The following is a 16019-nucleotide window of genomic DNA, read 5'->3' as shown; positions in this document are numbered from 1 at the left end:
TGATTGTAAGGAGAAGGATTGTGTGATGAAGAAAAAATTTTTAGGATCATTTTTACTTGCGTTAGCTTGTGCAACCAATGCTATGCCAGCGGCTGAAAAAGCGTCAGAGGCTGAGTTGGATCTAATCGATGCTGCTTGGCGGGGTGATTTGAAAAGCGTTAAGAAGCATCTACAAATTCCTGGGATTAATGTTGATGCTAAGAACGTGGATGATGATACAGCTTTGTCCCTGGCTGTTATTAATGGCGAGGCTGAGTGTGTGAGAGTACTTTTAGTTCATGGTGCTGATGCCGATGTTCTAGAGTGCGATCAGGGTACGCTGCTTCATATGGTCGCTCGCAAGGGCTATATTATTTGCTTGGAAGAGCTTCTTAAAAGACCGCTTACTAATGTCAATGTGCAAGACTGCTACGGCAATACACCTTTGCATCATGCAGCAGCAAAAGGTCATATTGAATGTATTTTAGAGCTAATGCAACATGGTGCCGATGTTACTCTTGCGAATAATGATGGCCAAGTACCTTTGCAATTTGCTGAATTGAAAGGTCATGTTGCTTGTGTGGAAATACTTCAGGCAGCTGGCAAAAAACAGCTTGAAGAGCAAGGCTAGAGTGGAAATGATATTGAAGAAGATATTATTATATTAACCGAAGAAGGCGATGTAGGTCCTTCTAAATTGTAGCGAGAGGCCTATGGAAAAGCATCATAAATTGCATGTTAGCTAATTTATGTGCTTTTTTAAAAGTTAAAAAGAGCTTTTTTCCTGTTGACTCTGACACGATGTCATACTTTATGATCGGTTTAGAAGGGAACAATGATGGCACAATGGCGTATTAAAGAAATGAGCGATCTGACGGACATATCGGTCCGCATGTTGCGGTACTACGATAAAATGGGTCTGCTCAAACCGTCAGCGCGCTCGGCCAATGGGTACCGCTGGTACAATGAGCAAGACTTGGCAACGTTGCAGCAAATTTTGGCACTCAAGTTTTTTGGTTTTGATTTGAATCAGATTAAAACCATGCTGCAACAAAAGCTCGGGATTCGGCAACATTTGCATGCGCAGCAAGAGATGCTCAAAGAACAAGCGGCGCAGTTGAGTCAGGCACATGAGGCTTTAGAAACGGTCATTGCTCGTCTTGGACCATCAGGCATTCCCGATTGGAATGATTTAATTTCATTAATCGAAAGGTATCGTATGAGCGAAGCAATAAAGAAAACATGGGCTGGAAAGAATCTTAATAAGAATCAATTAGCAGATTGGATTGAGATTCGCAAGCAGCATCCCAAAGAATTTGAGTTATACGAAAAGTTAATTGAGCAAATCAATGAGATGAAATTTGGCAAACCTGAAAGTGCGCAAGCGCAAGAGATTATTTTGCAATTGATTGATATTAATAAAAAAATCAAAGACACGCTTGCGCAACTACGCAAGTTGAATGCTGATATCATACGCAGCATCCAGGTGGGCAATATTTCTGATTTGGCGTTGACCAGAGAAGGTAATCTGTGGTTCCAACGAGCGCTGCTGTTTTATTGGCTTGGCCGTTGGGAAAGTTTGTACCAAGAGATTAAGAAAAATCTTGGTGCCGATCCGCACGGTGCTGCCGGCAAAAAAGTGGCGCAGGCATGGCGCGGTCTTTTGGCCGAACAGTGTGTTGGCACATCGCCAGATTTAGTTTTAGGAACCATGCTGTGGCACGATATGGCGCGGCAACAGGTTCAGTTGCCAGCAAAAGCTGCCGCATCGCCAGCAGAAGAATTGATGAAAAATATTCATATTGATTTTTTACTTGACGCTGACGCAATGAATTGGGTTGAAGTAGCGCTCAGTTCGCATTAAAAATAGTTTTAGAAATGGGCTGATCGCGGTTTGCGGCTGGCCCCTTTTCTATGGTTCGGAATGGCTTCAAAGTAAGCAAATAGCACCCTTTGGTTGAAATTAGTTGCAAAAGGTTTCCGTTTGTGATATGCTCCAAATAAGAGCTTGTTATCAATAAATTTGAGGAGGAAGTCATGGCAACTGCAGTTAAATTGTCAGAAAGTATTGTTTCTAAAGCCAAGAAAATTTCAAAGGCTTTAAATCGTTCGGTGGCGGGTCAGATTGAGCATTGGGCAAAGATTGGCAAAATTGCTGAAGAGAATCCCGATTTAACGTATGAGTTTATTAAAAATATTCTCATAGCTCAGCAAGAAGCAAAATCAGAAGATTTAGAACCATATCTTTTTGACAAAAAATAATGCTTAAGATTGTACAAACACCAACTTTTTCTCGGCAGGTAAAAAAGTTGCACAAGAATCAAAAAAAAGATTTGGATGTTGCTGTCAGTACGATTTTAGCAAACCCTTTGGTTGGTGAAATGAAAAAGGGTGATTTGGATGGTCTCCAAGTTTATAAATTCAGAATGGTTAATCAGCTGATGTTGTTGGCGTACGAATTTTATGAAAATGAAGTACGCTTGTTATTAGTTGCTCTTGGATCGCATGAAAATTTTTATCGTGATTTAAAAAAGTAAGAAATTCAGATCATGGACCTCAAGCCATTAGACCAAAGCACGATCAACGAGATAAACAAGCGTCTCGTAAAAACATATAATCCGCGTGCTATCTATCTTCTTGAACCTGAAAACGACGATTATACAATTGACGTGAGCATTTTAGTGATTGTTGAAAATGCCAATCTTCAACAGCGTTATGCTTTGATGGCTGAGGGGCATAAAGCGCTGATTGGTGTTGATGTTGCTAAAAATATTTTGGTATACACCCCAGAAGAGTTTGCCGAATATTCACAAGATTCTTCTACGCTGAGCTACGTCATTAAGAAACGCGGAAAGCGTGTTTATGCACAAGCTGGGCAATTAGAGCCCTACGCCATCAGTTTGGACTGAAGCGTCTTTGGCACCTCTGCCAATTCATGAACAACCGTAAATAATTCAGGTTTTAAACGCGCGATACCAAGCGCATTCTCTCGTTGGTGGGCCGTTGTTTTAGTGATGAGCGGGACCACAATGCTGTGCTTGCCAAAAAATAATAATTCAAAAAGTGTGCCAGCGCCAGCGCGCGTGATTACTAAATCAGCCGCGCGATAAAAATTTTTAAGACTTTGTTGGTACGCAAACGTGTGAGCGGGAATGTTACGTGCACGATAAAACTCCTGCCAGCCGGCAGCATCGTACTCGCCCGTCTGATGAATCACTTGCACTTTTTGTGACGCATCATGCATCGTAACAAAAAAATCTTTGAGTGTTTTATTGAGCGAAACCGAACCTTGCGAGCCGCCCAAAATTAACAACGTGGTGCGGTTGGTAGCAAAGCCAATGGTTTGTAAAAATTCATGTTTATTAAAACTACTATCATCGCGGTCTGCCGTACTGTAGCGCAGAGGATAATCGTACGTTGTGCATTTTCTTGCCGGTAGCTTTGGGTGTGTAATGGAAAACGGCAGCATGATGGTTGTAGCAAAACGTGCAAGAAACATGACCGCCAAGCCGGGCTCGGCATTCAACTCATACAACTCGATTGGGTAGCTTTGCAGCCAGGCCGCAACACAAACCGGCAGCGAAACAAAGCCGCCAGTAGAAATAATTTTTTCCGGTTTAAGTTTGCGCAATACAAAAAAACTTTTTACAACCGCCGCTATCAACTGCCCGGCCATGAGCGGCAGCATAACCATTTGCTTAATACGACCGCCAGAGCGTTTTGCCAGTGATAAAAAACTAGTCGAAAAATTGGTGGTCGGCATGTCGCTCAGCGCATCGTTAAACCATTGCCGCTGGCGCGTAACGTCGGTTATGAGCACAACGTTGCCGTCTGGGCATTGTGCAAGCCAGCGCTTACCAAGCACGAGGCAGGGAATAACATGGCCGCCAGAGCCGCCGCCAACAAGAACGATGGTTGGTCTTTTATTTGATGTCATACTTTGCTTGTTTTAAATGTTGTTCAATAATACTGTCGTTGGGTGCCAGTTCGAGTGCCTTTTTAAACACGGCTGTCGCTTCTTGGTTTTTTCCAAGCTTCAACAAAACATATCCTTTGGTATCTAAATAGTCATGGCGCTGGGGTGTTTTTTCAAGTGCTTTATTCGCGAAAACCAATGCTTGCTCAAGCTTGGTGCCTTGGTCGGCGTAAAGATAGGCAAGGAGGTTGTAGGCTGAAGGGTAAGCCGGTTCATGTTGGATTGCTTGCAAAAGTTTTTCGCGTGCGCTATCGGCATTTTTGTTCATAAAATGGACGTAGCCAATTTGGAACAATACTTGTGATTTAAATTGGTTGTGTTGCGCTAGCTTATAAACTTTTTCGTACGCGTGGAGCGCTTGCTCTTTTTGTCCAGCTTCTAAATGAAGGTCGGCCAGAGCTGATGTTAATCGCAGATTTTCAGGATTTTGCAGACCAGCTCTTGTAAGGCATCAGCCAGAAGCGAGACCGGTACATTTGTTTTGCGTAGCAATAAAAATGTGTGCAGCGTTGTTTGGCTCATTGGGTCGTTGGCGACCAGGCCGGCCATGAAGGAAACGGCATCTTTTGGTTTGGCATTAGCCAGTAAAATTTCTACTTTAAGCAATTGTGCTTGTTTAAAGCCAGCTTCTTTAGCCAACGTTGTTGATGGCTTTGAGTGCTTCTTCATATTTTTTTGCTCTAAAATTTAAGAGTGCAAGATCAAAATGGTGGCGCGGGGTATCATTTTTGATGCGGCTCATGTACAACGCAGCTTCATCAAATTTTTCTTCAACAAAAAGGAGCTGAACAAGTTGTTTTTCTATTTGTTCGTCGCCGCCTGTCAAATCGAGAAAATGTTTATAGCCTTTGATTGCTTCTTTCGTGTTGCCCAGTTGTTCCATCAGCATCGCTTTGACCAGCCAACCGCGATCAAATTGAGGAAACATTTTTATACTTGCTTCGATGGTGCGCAGGGCTTCGGTATATTTTTTTTGATCCAAATAAATTTTTGATTGCAAAAAGAGAAAGAGAAAATGTTTTTGTGCAAGTTGCGGATTTTTGATGCATTGTTCAAGAAATTCGAGCGCTTTGGGGATATTATTTTTTTTGATGTACGACATCGCGGTAAAGTAAGCGATTTGTGGATTGTCGGGAAATTTTTTGAGCAGCTTTTGAAATAGATCTTCTGCTTTGTCTTCTTGGCCGGTAAATGCGTACGTTTGGGCAAGAATTAAATCATGTTCGTGTTGATCTTTAAAAAGTTCTTTGAACTCTTTGCCTTTGGTTGCGTAGAGTTTTTTTATGACGTCAAATTGACCGGTATCTGCCAATAGTTGTATGAATGAATCGTAAACGAAGGGCGAATGTTTTTTTGCTAAAAGAGCACGAAAGCTCTGCAAGGCTTTTTGAACATTGCCTTTGCCGTACTGATAATTGGCGGCTAAAAATTGTGCGTATTGGTCTGCCTTGCCACTGGTTGTGTCTTTACTCAATTGAATTGATGATTTGGCTGATGACTCAATTCCCAAAACAAGTATCAAAACTAAGAAGGTGCTTAAGCACTTCATAATTAACTCCTCTTTGTTTTTTTGCAATGAATAAGAAATTTTTGTAATGATGCGCGTAGTTCGTTATCTTCAACTTTTTCAAGGTGCTCATATTCATCATTATTCAAAGCGTATCGCTTTGGATCATCTTCTTGCAAGGAGTTGTTGTCCTGATGGTTTTTTTTTGTTGGGTCCGGCTTTTTTGTTTTTAAAATGCGGAAGCGAATTTCTTTAACACGCTCTTCTTGTAAGACCGTATTAATTTTTCTTTTGAGCATTGGAGCCAGCATCATGAGCTCTTGAGCCCATGCGGGATGAGTGACGCCAAGATAAATACAATCGTTGGTGATAGATTCAAGTGTAACGTTTTGTTTCATGGGACCAATGATATCTTCCCACTTTTGTAAAAGCGTTATCTTCCAACGATGTTCTTGATTAATACAGTCAAATATTAATCGTTTAATTGCAGTTGCCACAAAATCCCTAATTATAATTTTTTGAAGAGTGAATAAAGGTATACAAAATATTTACAAAAATTTAAAGTTTTCTGATAAAATATTCATGCGTTTTTCGAAATAATTTTTTTATTAAAAAATAGTTGAGAGATAGTTTGTACGTAGCCGTTAATTGAGTGTGTTTTTTATGGGAGAGAGAAGAATGAAGAGAGTAATGAGCTTCTTGGTTTTTACAATGTTTTGTGAAGTTGGGCTATCCAATTTGATGGCAAATTTTGAACAGCAAAGAATTGCAAGAGTCTGTGCCTCTCAAGCCGTTGGAATTAGTCATGAGGTCCGTGAAAAATTAGCAAAAGAAGTTTTTACGCCGGGCAATATAGATAAGCTAAATGAGCTGTTTGATAGTCACTATAAAGTAGGCTTTCAATTTAAACATACCAATGCTGACATTCAAAATCTGGCTGAACTTTTTATTTCTGGTGTATTGAGTCTTCGTGGGAACTTTGATGAAAAACAAAGTAAATCTTTTTCTCAAGCTCTGAAAATGTCTTGTGGGATAAAATCTCCTTCGCAAAAAAGAAAATTTACGAGGGAAAGTTTTGAAGATGCTACGACAACGCTTATTGCTCAGTTTTTTAAACATTATTGGGAAGTTCGGGATGTTAGTAAGTATTGGGACGAAATTGCTGAAGTAATTGACTGCTCTTATGGTTGGCGGTTTGTGAAAGAATTACTTGCACTTTTTCCTTCAGAAAGCGATGCATTTTTGGATAAACTTGTAGAAATGAATCTTGGTGATAAAGTTGAAGTGCTTCAGGTTGAATCTGCGGTAAAAAAATTTATAGCAGATGCTATTTACGATAACGAGAAGCGTTGGCCATACCAAGCTTGCCCTGCAAACTATTGGAAGCCTGCTTTTGATCGTACGGTAGCGGATTTGACTCAATGTAGTTCAACTGTTGGCATCAGTGCCATAGTTCTCGCAGCATTTATGGAAACACTTGAAGCTGATGGCTATATTGATCCTGTTGATAACGTTGTTATGGTCGAAAATTAAAAAGATAAAGGAATTGTGTGCAGAACTCATGGCTTGTTTTATTACCACCGTTGATAGTGGTTTTCTTGGCAGCAACGACGCAGCGTGTAATATTTTCGCTGTTGTCTGGTATTTTGACCGCGTTGTTAATTGTTAATGATTTTTCCATAACGAAAGCGGTGCCGCAACTTCTCGCTCGTATTTGGGCGCGAACCGAGTTGGGGACCATTACCTCATGGCAATCATTTTGGGCAACGTGGAATCTTTTTATCGTGTTGTTTTTATTAATTTTGGGCATTTTGATTGTTGTCATTAATGCATCAGGTGGCGCGTACGCCTACGCTGATGCGGTGAGCAAGCGTCTCAAAAGCCCAAAGCATGCCGAGTGGTCATCGTTAGTTCTGTCACTCTTTTTCTTTGTTGATGATTATTTTAGTTGTTTAACGGTTGGATCGGTAATGCAGGCCATTACCGACCGCTTCAGTATTCCGCGCGTCAAATTGGCGGTACTGGTTAATTCGATGGCGGTGCCGTTGGTGGTTATCGTGCCGGTTTCAAGTTGGGTTGCAGAGATTACCATGCAGCTGCGTACGTCTGGTGTTGCAGCAGCAGGTGCATCTGATGTTTTAGTGGTTGGTGATCCATTTTTTATTTATACGCACGTCATTCCCTTTATTTTTATTCATTCATTTTGGTTGCATCTGTGTTTTTTATGGTGAGTAGTCGTTTGTCTTTTGGCTTGGTCAGATTGCATGAAAACATAGCGCTTGAAAGTGGCAATCTTTTTGGTGGAAAAATTCCAGTTACGCGTCGCGTGAGAAATCTTGATCATGACTCAATGAAAAAAAGCTCTGTCATTGATTTTATGTTACCCATTGGCGTTCTCTTTGGTGCCGTTGTTGTTGGGATTCTTTATTTTGGTAATTATAGTGCCATGGGTGGCAGTAACTCATTAATTGAGGCCTTGCAGCAAACCAAAATAGCGCCGGCCTTATTTGTGGGTGCGGTCGCTGCATTGATTGCCAGCTTGGTGCTCTACCTCATTGAAGGCAAATTTTATTTGCGCGAGATCCCCGGCCTTTTTGTTGACGGAATCAAATTGATGGGGCAAGCGGTTTTTGTTTTAATTTTAATTTGGACATTAAGTAAGTTAATGATCAATGATTTGGCGATTGGCACGTATTTGGCGAATGTTTTAATTGGCCACTTACCGCTTGCGTTTTTACCGGTCATGTTTTTTGTTACCGCTGTTTTGACTGCTTCAACGATGGGTTCGGCCTGGGGTAGCATTGGCATTTTGGTACCGATTGCAGTTCCTATGATAACGAGTTTTTCGTCGGTGCATGGGGCGATTGATGTTGCGGCTTTGCCTATTTTGTATCCGTTGATTGGCGCAATCATTTCTGGCGCGGTGGTGGGCAACCACGTTTCGCCGATTTCTGACACGATGCTAATGTCTTCAACAAGTGCGGGTGCGTATCATCTTGATGTGGTGCGTGCACAATTTGAGCTTACGTTTCCAACGATTATTTCAACTGCTTTGGCATTTTTGATTGCCGGTGTGTTGATGGCAAACGGCCATTCATGGCTGATAAGCTCTGGCGCTTCGCTTGGCGCTGGGCTTGTGTGCAATGTTTTAATTTTGTCTTTGTTAAGCAGACGACTATAGATTTAAATATCTTTATTTCTTATAAAAAAATTATGGCCCACAAATTCTAAGAACTTGTGGGCCATTTTAATTATCAGGACTTGTGTACGAAGCTTACTTAAGTTTACGTTAGATAAAATTCGTTCTTTATGGTTTCAGGCGCCGAACGATTTTTTCAATAGCTGGATAATAGTGTGCAATCTTGGTGCTTAGAATTTCGGCAACTTCTTCCTTGTAGCGATGGGAGGTCTCATTGCGATAATCAATCATTTCAATGAGAAGACTTGCTTCTTGCTCAGAAATAATCATTGCTTGGCAACATGTGCGAATAATTGGTCTTGATGCTTGAATTTCGTGTACAACTCTAAATTTTTCATAGCTGTAATCTTTTAAATATTTCCAAAGATTTTCTATGGTGTATTCAAAGCGCTGGATCATGGAATCTCGTATATGAAGTTCGAGATCATGTACGAGATCGGCGGCGTATTCTTTTGGTGCTGTTTTTTTTACTTTTTCTAAGTTTACAATAGCATTTTCCAAGGTAGCTAAGGCCTTGCAAAGATATTTATGTTTTACTTCTATTTTTGCCATAAAATTCTGTCATTCATAATTTCGTTTTTTAGATCTGGAGAGGCGTCTTGCAGATCTACGAGATCTACAAAAATAGGAATGGTTGAATCTTCAATATCAGATTTAATTTTGAATAAAGTAGAAATATCGAGTTTTTTCCCACAATCAAGCGCCAAATCAATATCGGCACCCTCTCGATGAGTATTGCGTGCTCGAGAGCCAAAAAGGTATACTGAGCATTCGGAAAGATGCTTGTTGATGATTTCAAGTAATTTGTCTTGATAGTTTTCGATTGTTGGTATCATGTCGAATCTCCACGAGTTTCACAATAATTACCTGTCAGGCTACTAAGAACGTATCATTAAAAATATTTTTGATCAATAAAACTGTTTTTTGAATGAGTGTTGACAAAAATTAGGGCCCACAAGTTCCAAGAACTTGTGGGCCCTAATTTTTGTCAGTCTATAAACACGAAACTTACTTACGTTTACGTTCGCCTGCTTTCAAATAACGCTTTCTCAAGCGAATTGATTGCGGCGTAACTTCGATAAGTTCATCGTCGTTAATCCAGTCAAGTGCTGTTTCCAGTATCATGACTTTTGGTGGGGCAAGTTTAACCGCATCATCAGTGCCTGAAGCACGCATGTTGGTCAATTTCTTACCTTTGGTTGGGTTAACGTCAAGGTCATTATCGCGGCTGTGTTCACCAACAATCATGCCTTCATAGCATTCTTGAGTTGGTTTAACAAACAGAATCCCACGAGGTTGCAAGCCATCAAGCGCGTACGCGGTAATTTTGCCGCCTTCCATAGAAATCATAGCGCCTTTTGAACGACGATCAAGGTCGCCAGCATAAGGCCCGTAGCTGTGGAAACGGTGGCTCATCAAGCCGGTACCGCGCGTGTCGGTCACAAATTCACTACGGAAACCAATCAAGGTTCGAGCAGGAATTTTGAACTCAAGTTTAACTTTGTTCGTGCCGTAATGGGTCATGTTTTCCATGAGACCTTTACGCTTCCCAATGTTTTCCATGAGTACGCCTTGGTGTTCTTCTTCAACGTCCAACGTTAACAATTCGAATGGTTCGTGACGAGCACCATTAACGGTCTTATAAATAACCTCAGGTGCTGAAACTTGCAATTCAAATCCTTCGCGACGCATTTCTTCAATCAAGATACCAAGATGAAGCTGGCCACGACCGGACACTTTGAACGTGTCGCCGTTTTCAGTTTGTTCAATACGCAACGCAAGGTTTGTTTTAATTTCTTTTTCCAGGCGGTCCCAAATTTGACGCGAGGTCAGCAAGCTGCCTTCTCTGCCGGCAAACGGAGAATCGTTTACGGAAACGTAAATGGACAAGGTGGGTTCATCGATGTCGATGTATGGCAATGGGATTGGGAAACCAACGTCGCACAAGGTCGAGCCGATGGTTAATTCTTCCGCAAAGCCGGTAACCGCAACGATATCACCAAAGCGTGCGCTTTGTGTTTCTTTACGTTCAAGGCCTTCGAAAAGGTAAATTTTGGTTACTTTGATCGGTGCACTTGCTTTTTCGCCCTTGCAAATAATAATTTGCTGACCAACGCTTAGCGTGCCGCTAAAGATTCTACCAATACCAATTCTGCCCATGTAGTCTGAATAGTCCAAGTTGGTAATCAGCAATTGTAAGGTTTCTGCTTTTGCAACTGGGGCCGGAATGTGTTCCAAAATAGCATCAAACAATGGTTGCATGGTGCCGCTGGTAACGTTTGGCGATGTGGACATGTAGCCGCCACGTGAAGATCCGTAAACAATTGGGAATACCAATTGGTCTTCATGTGTTACCAAATCTAAAAATAAATCGTGAATGAGGGCTTCTGTTCTTTCGATGTCGGCATCTTTACGATCGATTTTATTAATAACAACAATTGGTTTCAAATTGAGTTGTAATGCTTTTTGTAATACAAAACGAGTGCCTGGAAGTGGGCCTTCTGCCGCATCAACAAGCAACAAGAAGCCTTCAACCATTTGTAATGTTCGTTCAACTTCTCCACCAAAGTCCATGTGGCCTGGGGTATCAACAATGTTGATCTTGCCATTTGGCAGTTGGATGGAGGTGTTTTTAGCGAGAATAGTAATACCACGTTCACGCTCAATATCACCGGAGTCCATGACCCGCTCAGCATGTTCAACAGCTGTGCCAGATTGAGTAAGCATTTGATCAACTAACGTAGTCTTGCCATGGTCAACGTGTGCTATAATAGCAATATTTCTAATATCGGTACGTATTTGCTGATTATTCATGGATATCCATTTTAAATGTGGTGAATTGCACAGAACGGTAACAATGCCATACTGCGAGCAGTTTTAATGGCACTAGAAAGTGTACGTTGATGGAAAAAACAATTGCCGGAAACGCGTGAAGGAAGAATTTTGTGACGTTCAGTCAAAAACACTTTCAAGAGTCCGGTGTTCTTAAAATCAAGCAAGCGTTCTTGTTCTGGCTTTGAGCAAAAGCGGCAATGCTTTGACGTTGAGTAAGATTGTTTACGTGATTTTTTCTTAACAAGACGTGAGCTAATACGAAGACTAAATCTTTTTGACATAATGAAATTCCTTAAATCTGGTTACTTGGATGGTCTCATGTCGACATTAAAGTCGTCAGCACCGAAATCATTGCTATTTGCTTCTACGCTATCAAGTAAATTTTCGATTTTGTTTTCTTTTAGGAAAGAATCGAAATTATTGTTGCTTCTTGTAGCATCAAGCGAATCTGGACGATGGTACTCAGCAGGAGCATCAGCAGGAATCCGTACGCTTACATGTCTGATGATGGTTTCGCTGTGCTTGATAAGCAAAAGGCTTTTGATTTCTTCAAGCGTTTGGAAAAGGACTGCTTTTGGTGCTTCATAGCGTGCCAAAGCATAAACGCCATAACTATGGCCTTTGATTGGATAAGCAAGTTGAAACTTACCCCATTTGTCAAAACTGGTCAATTGACCGTTCGCGTTAGCAGCGATTTTTTCAATGCTACTTTCAATCGCTGAAAGTTCGTCATCGGTAATCTCGGTTGGCGCGAGCATAAGTGTTTCGTAACGAATATTCATAATACAGGTTCTCCCGAATAGGTGGTGGTTAAACTATAAAACGTTCAACATTGGGGGAGATAGCAATGCAAACAATGCATTACTAACGGTACCCAAAGAATTTCAATAGAAAGTATATTATAGCAAAAGAAAGGCCTTTCTTCAAGGCCCAACTCGATATTTTACAGTGCTTGATAGCGATAAATTACCTTGCCGATAATGCGGAAGGAGTCTTTGCCGCGTACCAGGGCGATTGGCGCCTTTTTATGGTTCACTGATTCAAAAACCACAAATTCTTCCATGTAATTTACCTGTGCAATTTCACGAACCGGGCTTTCATCGCCATACTCAACAGCAACTAAATCGCCTGAATTGGTCCATTGACCAGGAGAAATAACAAGGAAATCGCCTTTTGCAAAGCGTGGTGCAAGCATGTTGTCTTTGACATGAAGACAAAACATGGCGTCATCATTGGTACCCAAAACCGGAACAAATTGGTTGTTATAGCCGGTAGCGTGTTGCGTAATTTGGTTATTATAAGCCGATGGCTGTGCTGGAATTTGCCCAACAACAGGCACTACTTGAATAGCCAAATCGATTTTTTCTGCACTTGATGGCAGTTGAATGTCTGCGTTTACTTCGTTGGTGCGGTCTTTTTTATAATCAAAAAGATCCGTAGGAAGAAGTTCAAATGCTGCCGCCAGCTTTTTAAGTGCGTCTTCGTTCCAGCGACGTGTTCCATTTTTAATGTGAGTCAGATAACTTTCTGACATCCCTGTTTTCTCCGCGAGAACTTTAGTCGTCCAACGACGCTCTCTCAAGAGTTCTTTAACGCGTAATCTTGTAGATAATAACATGGTAGTTCCCCCTACAATTGATAGTACTTAAATCCCTAAATTTAATTGCTATTAGACGCAAAGGTGCTAATTTTGTAACTTAGATGTCTTATTATTCTAACTAAAGCTTTCAGATAGTCAAACGGGTGAAATAAGGGCCTTTTTGAGTAAAAAGAGATAGTGCAAGATCAAAAATAGGGCTTTTACGTTATTTTTTTATTTGGCGTTACTCGACAAATGGTATTAGATTTTTTGACTAATTTTTAGTTTCTGAGTGATTTTGTAAAATATTATGGAGTGACATTCTGGGGAAAGGCTTGCCTTTCCCCAGAATGGTTGATTTTTGACTTAAAAATAGCAGTTAATTTATTCACTTTTATAAAAGGTGGTAGTTCGGGGTTTTGATCAAATGTTAGTATCCCATCTTTTTCAAACGTAAAATTTTCAAAACCATTAATGCCTTGTGCTTGCAATTCAAAAGGTACCTTTGGCAGCCAGCGACCGATAATACTGCTACGCATTTCGATATGGTCGGGGCTGGCTTCTTGTTCATAACCAAGAAGCCAGTTAATAAAATCAAGCATAATGTTCCAAAATCCTTCTGTGTCTTGTTCGTTTTCTGGTATAAAAAATTCAAGATTAATGGCGCGCGATGGATTGATTGTTATTTTTTGGCCGCTTACGAGTTCTTGTACGAGATCGTTTTCAGACCAGCCATTAATAATATACTGAACGGTGGTCGTGTCGATTGGGAATTCTACCGGGTCTGTTGGGGTTGCTAGCGTGTAAACAATGTTGATATAATAATTTTGGCCATCTTGTTCGGTGCGAGTTGCTGTTGGCAGGGCATCAAATGTTTTAAGCAAGCTACTTGTTTGAGCGATTTGTTGCTGTGCGTTGCAAAAATTTTGATTAAAAGATTGTTCGTTATCGTTTGAATATATCAAGGCATCTGTTGCGATGCGTGCGCTTGGTTGTTGTGTGGTATCGACTACTTCTATCGATGGCTTATTTGCATTTAAAAGTTGGCTTGCAAGAGCTGTTACATGCCCGCCGTAGCTATGTGCAATGATAGAAATTTTATCGTAACCGCTTGCTTTGAGCATAATCACCAACGTTGCGAGTTCTTTGGCTGCGTTAATTTTTTCAATATCAAAAAGGCCGCCAAATGGTTGCTCCCAGTAGTACGGATAAATATCGGCGGTGTTTTTAGTTGCAAGCTCGACGTTTTTATAAAATGCTGAGCCAGGCAGCATCCAGGTGTTTGAGGCAGCAAAAGCGCCATGTGTAAGAATGATGGCGTCTTGAGCGTGCAGCATGCGTGTAAAAGCAGCGAAAGCAAAAATACTTAGAAAAAAAAGCCTTTTCATAATTATTTCCTTTAGTTTTTTTAAGCAAACATCATAGCAAGTTGTAGAGCCAGTTTAGCGGCATCTACAACGCCTTCTTGTACCTTTGGATCTTGAGCTGCGGTACAAATACAAGCACCCGCACGTTGGTACCATTTTCTTTTTTGTGCTGGTGGCAATGCGGCATTTTCTGCGCTTTGTTTTTGAATAATATCGCCCAGAGCTGTTGCTCCTTCCAAGGCACCGTGGATTTGTTCTGAATTTTCGTTGGCGAATTTTACCACGTCTTGAACGTCTTCTTCCATTTGATGAATGTCGAATCCACGGCTGTTTGGGGCTGCGACCTGTGAATTGAGTTCTTGAAGAAATTCGAGAGTATGGTTTTCAGGGTAAACTATCTTAACTGCTCGAGCGCCCGCTTGTTCGTAAGCTGTTTTTAATGCCGCTAAGTATTCGTTACTGGTGTCGTGTTTTGCTGCGTCTACTTCGTGTGTTAAAAGTTTTGCAAACATCTTGTTTGTTTTGTGCAGTTTTTTTACGGCGGTGATAATGTCGCTCGTGCGTGTGCCTTCATAATCTTCGTTAGAATTGTGAACAAAAATAACGATTGCTGCTCCTTCGCAGTTTTTTTTGAGTTTTAATTCTTCGTGAGCTGCCCCGTTAAGTTGCATGCTTGCGTTTACCAGTAAGGCCGATGCTAAAAATAACTTTATTCTATTCATAAAGTCCCCTTCTCCCCAAAATAAATTCATAAAAGACATTCTACGTAAGTTAACTATAAGAAAAGGTAATTTTGAAATACAAGGGAATTATGAATGTGGATTATTTTTGATTGAGGGTGCGCAACATTCTCAAGTAATCTTTGGCGCTTTTCCACGTCATACAGGAAAGAAAATTAATCAAAGGCTCGTGATTGCCTTTGTTGCCAGCCTTAACGCTTGTTAAATAGTCGGTTCGGACAACGGGTGGAATAATAGTTATTGGATAGCCGGCTTGTATCAGTAAAAGATTCATGAGTAAGCGTGCGGTGCGACCATTGCCATCAACAAAGGGATGGATGGTAACTAATTGGTTATGCGCGATGGCGGCATATTCAATGGGATGTTGTGCTTTTAAGATTTTTTGATTGTTGACTAAATCGTTCACGAGCGAAGCAATTTTATGAGGAGCGGGAAATTCAAAATCTGAGCCAGTAACAAAAACAGGCACTGCGCGGTAAACGCCTGCGTTTGAACGGTCTATTTTTTCAAAAAAAAGTTGATGCAATTTTTTGATATCGTCTTCGGTAAAACCATCTTGATGTACCAATGTGAGCAGATAATTGTACGCTTGCGCATGGCCCACAACTTCGTAATGTTCGCGCAGTGTTTTGCCGCCGATGGTAATGCCATCTTCTAAAATAACTTTTGTTTCAGTTTCTGTGAGCGAGTTGCCTTCAAGGGCATTGCTGGTGTACGTTAAACTGATTCTGAAATATTCTTTGAGTTGATTGCGTTGAAAATCATTAAGTGGGCGATAGCTGGCAATCTCTTGCTGGAGAGCTTCAGCTTCTTTAATTTTATTTGGGTACATATCTG

21 protein-coding genes and 1 pseudogene are annotated in these 16019 nt (G+C 41.0%); 8 read left to right on the top strand and 14 right to left on the bottom strand.

The genetic code is table 11. The features are described from left to right. The first annotated feature begins 25 nt into the window (after positions 1 to 25). The 5 genes from IPF37_01885 (at position 26) to IPF37_01865 (ending at position 2888) form a co-directional block, all read left to right on the top strand. Positions 26 to 610 (top strand): ankyrin repeat domain-containing protein, encoded by a 585-nt coding sequence (locus tag IPF37_01885; GenBank protein QQR49574.1) that lies wholly within the window; start codon positions 26 to 28, stop codon positions 608 to 610. 207 nt (positions 611 to 817) lie between these two features. After that, complete coding sequence (locus tag IPF37_01880; protein ID QQR49573.1) at positions 818 to 1843, top strand: MerR family DNA-binding transcriptional regulator; 1026 nt, start codon at positions 818 to 820, stop codon at positions 1841 to 1843. Positions 1844 to 2016: 173 nt separating this feature from the next. Further along, positions 2017 to 2241 carry a ParD-like family protein gene (locus tag IPF37_01875; protein ID QQR49572.1) on the top strand — a complete coding sequence of 75 codons (225 nt, stop codon included), beginning with the start codon at positions 2017 to 2019 and terminating at the stop codon, positions 2239 to 2241. Further along, positions 2241 to 2516 carry a type II toxin-antitoxin system RelE/ParE family toxin gene (locus tag IPF37_01870; GenBank protein ID QQR49571.1) on the top strand — a complete coding sequence of 92 codons (276 nt, stop codon included), beginning with the start codon at positions 2241 to 2243 and terminating at the stop codon, positions 2514 to 2516. The genes IPF37_01875 and IPF37_01870 overlap by 1 nt, the downstream gene beginning before the upstream one ends. Before the next feature lie 12 nt (positions 2517 to 2528). Beyond that, positions 2529 to 2888 carry a hypothetical protein gene (locus IPF37_01865; GenBank protein QQR49570.1) on the top strand — a complete coding sequence of 120 codons (360 nt, stop codon included), beginning with the start codon at positions 2529 to 2531 and terminating at the stop codon, positions 2886 to 2888. Here IPF37_01865 and IPF37_01860 read toward each other — a convergent pair. From IPF37_01860 to IPF37_01840, 5 genes and pseudogenes are all read right to left on the bottom strand, one after another. Further along, positions 2867 to 3916 (bottom strand): UDP-N-acetylglucosamine--N-acetylmuramyl-(pentapeptide) pyrophosphoryl-undecaprenol N-acetylglucosamine transferase, encoded by a 1050-nt coding sequence (locus IPF37_01860; protein QQR49569.1) that lies wholly within the window; start codon positions 3914 to 3916, stop codon positions 2867 to 2869. The genes IPF37_01865 and IPF37_01860 overlap by 22 nt on opposite strands. 139 nt (positions 3917 to 4055) lie before the next feature. Next, a pseudogene (locus tag IPF37_01855) lies at positions 4056 to 4388 on the bottom strand (tetratricopeptide repeat protein). After that, positions 4361 to 4624, bottom strand: coding sequence for a hypothetical protein (locus IPF37_01850; protein QQR49568.1), 264 nt, complete (start codon positions 4622 to 4624; stop codon positions 4361 to 4363). The pseudogene IPF37_01855 and the gene IPF37_01850 overlap by 28 nt, the downstream one beginning before the upstream one ends. Further along, the gene (locus IPF37_01845; protein QQR49567.1) at positions 4587 to 5504 is read right to left on the bottom strand and encodes a DUF3808 domain-containing protein; all 918 of its coding nucleotides are present in this window, start codon (positions 5502 to 5504) and stop codon (positions 4587 to 4589) included. The genes IPF37_01850 and IPF37_01845 overlap by 38 nt, the downstream gene beginning before the upstream one ends. Positions 5505 to 5506: 2 nt before the next feature. Beyond that, positions 5507 to 5959, bottom strand: coding sequence for a DUF721 domain-containing protein (locus IPF37_01840; GenBank protein ID QQR49566.1), 453 nt, complete (start codon positions 5957 to 5959; stop codon positions 5507 to 5509). Positions 5960 to 6140: 181 nt separating this feature from the next. Here IPF37_01840 and IPF37_01835 point away from each other — a divergent pair, with 181 nt between their 5' ends. From IPF37_01835 to IPF37_01825, 3 genes are read left to right on the top strand one after another with little or no spacing between them, the layout of a single operon-like run. Continuing rightward, positions 6141 to 6995 carry a hypothetical protein gene (locus IPF37_01835; protein QQR49565.1) on the top strand — a complete coding sequence of 285 codons (855 nt, stop codon included), beginning with the start codon at positions 6141 to 6143 and terminating at the stop codon, positions 6993 to 6995. Positions 6996 to 7012: 17 nt separating this feature from the next. Next, positions 7013 to 7693 (top strand): hypothetical protein, encoded by a 681-nt coding sequence (locus IPF37_01830; protein QQR49564.1) that lies wholly within the window; start codon positions 7013 to 7015, stop codon positions 7691 to 7693. Continuing rightward, on the top strand, positions 7678 to 8643 hold the full coding sequence (locus IPF37_01825) for a hypothetical protein (GenBank protein ID QQR49563.1): 966 nt from the start codon (positions 7678 to 7680) through the stop codon (positions 8641 to 8643). Before IPF37_01830 ends, IPF37_01825 begins: the two co-directional genes overlap by 16 nt. A 126-nt stretch (positions 8644 to 8769) precedes the next feature. On the opposite strand, the gene IPF37_01820 is transcribed toward IPF37_01825, so the two are convergent. The 9 genes from IPF37_01820 to IPF37_01780 all read right to left on the bottom strand — a co-directional run bounded on the left by IPF37_01820 (position 8770) and on the right by IPF37_01780 (position 16014). Further along, positions 8770 to 9213 carry a nucleotidyltransferase substrate binding protein gene (locus IPF37_01820; protein QQR49562.1) on the bottom strand — a complete coding sequence of 148 codons (444 nt, stop codon included), beginning with the start codon at positions 9211 to 9213 and terminating at the stop codon, positions 8770 to 8772. Beyond that, positions 9201 to 9497: a nucleotidyltransferase domain-containing protein gene (locus IPF37_01815; protein ID QQR49561.1), complete on the bottom strand. Its 297-nt coding sequence runs from the start codon at positions 9495 to 9497 to the stop codon at positions 9201 to 9203. The genes IPF37_01820 and IPF37_01815 overlap by 13 nt, the downstream gene beginning before the upstream one ends. A gap of 172 nt (positions 9498 to 9669) precedes the next feature. Continuing rightward, the gene (typA, locus tag IPF37_01810; protein QQR49839.1) at positions 9670 to 11460 is read right to left on the bottom strand and encodes a translational GTPase TypA; all 1791 of its coding nucleotides are present in this window, start codon (positions 11458 to 11460) and stop codon (positions 9670 to 9672) included. Positions 11461 to 11486: 26 nt separating this feature from the next. Further along, positions 11487 to 11777, bottom strand: coding sequence for a 30S ribosomal protein S18 (locus IPF37_01805; GenBank protein ID QQR49560.1), 291 nt, complete (start codon positions 11775 to 11777; stop codon positions 11487 to 11489). Between the two features lie 21 nt (positions 11778 to 11798). Then, positions 11799 to 12278, bottom strand: coding sequence for a 30S ribosomal protein S6 (locus IPF37_01800; protein QQR49559.1), 480 nt, complete (start codon positions 12276 to 12278; stop codon positions 11799 to 11801). A 161-nt stretch (positions 12279 to 12439) separates the two neighbouring features. Continuing rightward, positions 12440 to 13114: a helix-turn-helix domain-containing protein gene (locus tag IPF37_01795; protein ID QQR49558.1), complete on the bottom strand. Its 675-nt coding sequence runs from the start codon at positions 13112 to 13114 to the stop codon at positions 12440 to 12442. 269 nt (positions 13115 to 13383) lie between these two features. After that, the gene (locus IPF37_01790) at positions 13384 to 14463 is read right to left on the bottom strand and encodes a hypothetical protein (GenBank protein ID QQR49557.1); all 1080 of its coding nucleotides are present in this window, start codon (positions 14461 to 14463) and stop codon (positions 13384 to 13386) included. A gap of 20 nt (positions 14464 to 14483) precedes the next feature. Further along, a complete protein-coding gene (locus tag IPF37_01785) occupies positions 14484 to 15164 on the bottom strand; it encodes a hypothetical protein (protein ID QQR49556.1) in 681 nt (226 codons plus the stop codon). 100 nt (positions 15165 to 15264) lie between these two features. After that, positions 15265 to 16014 (bottom strand): Fic family protein, encoded by a 750-nt coding sequence (locus IPF37_01780; protein QQR49555.1) that lies wholly within the window; start codon positions 16012 to 16014, stop codon positions 15265 to 15267. Positions 16015 to 16019 lie beyond the last annotated feature (5 nt).

Source organism: bacterium, assembly GCA_016699045.1.
Lineage (GTDB): Bacteria > Babelota > Babeliae > Babelales > RVW-14 > AaIE-18.
This window is presented reverse-complemented; position numbering and strand designations above follow the sequence as displayed.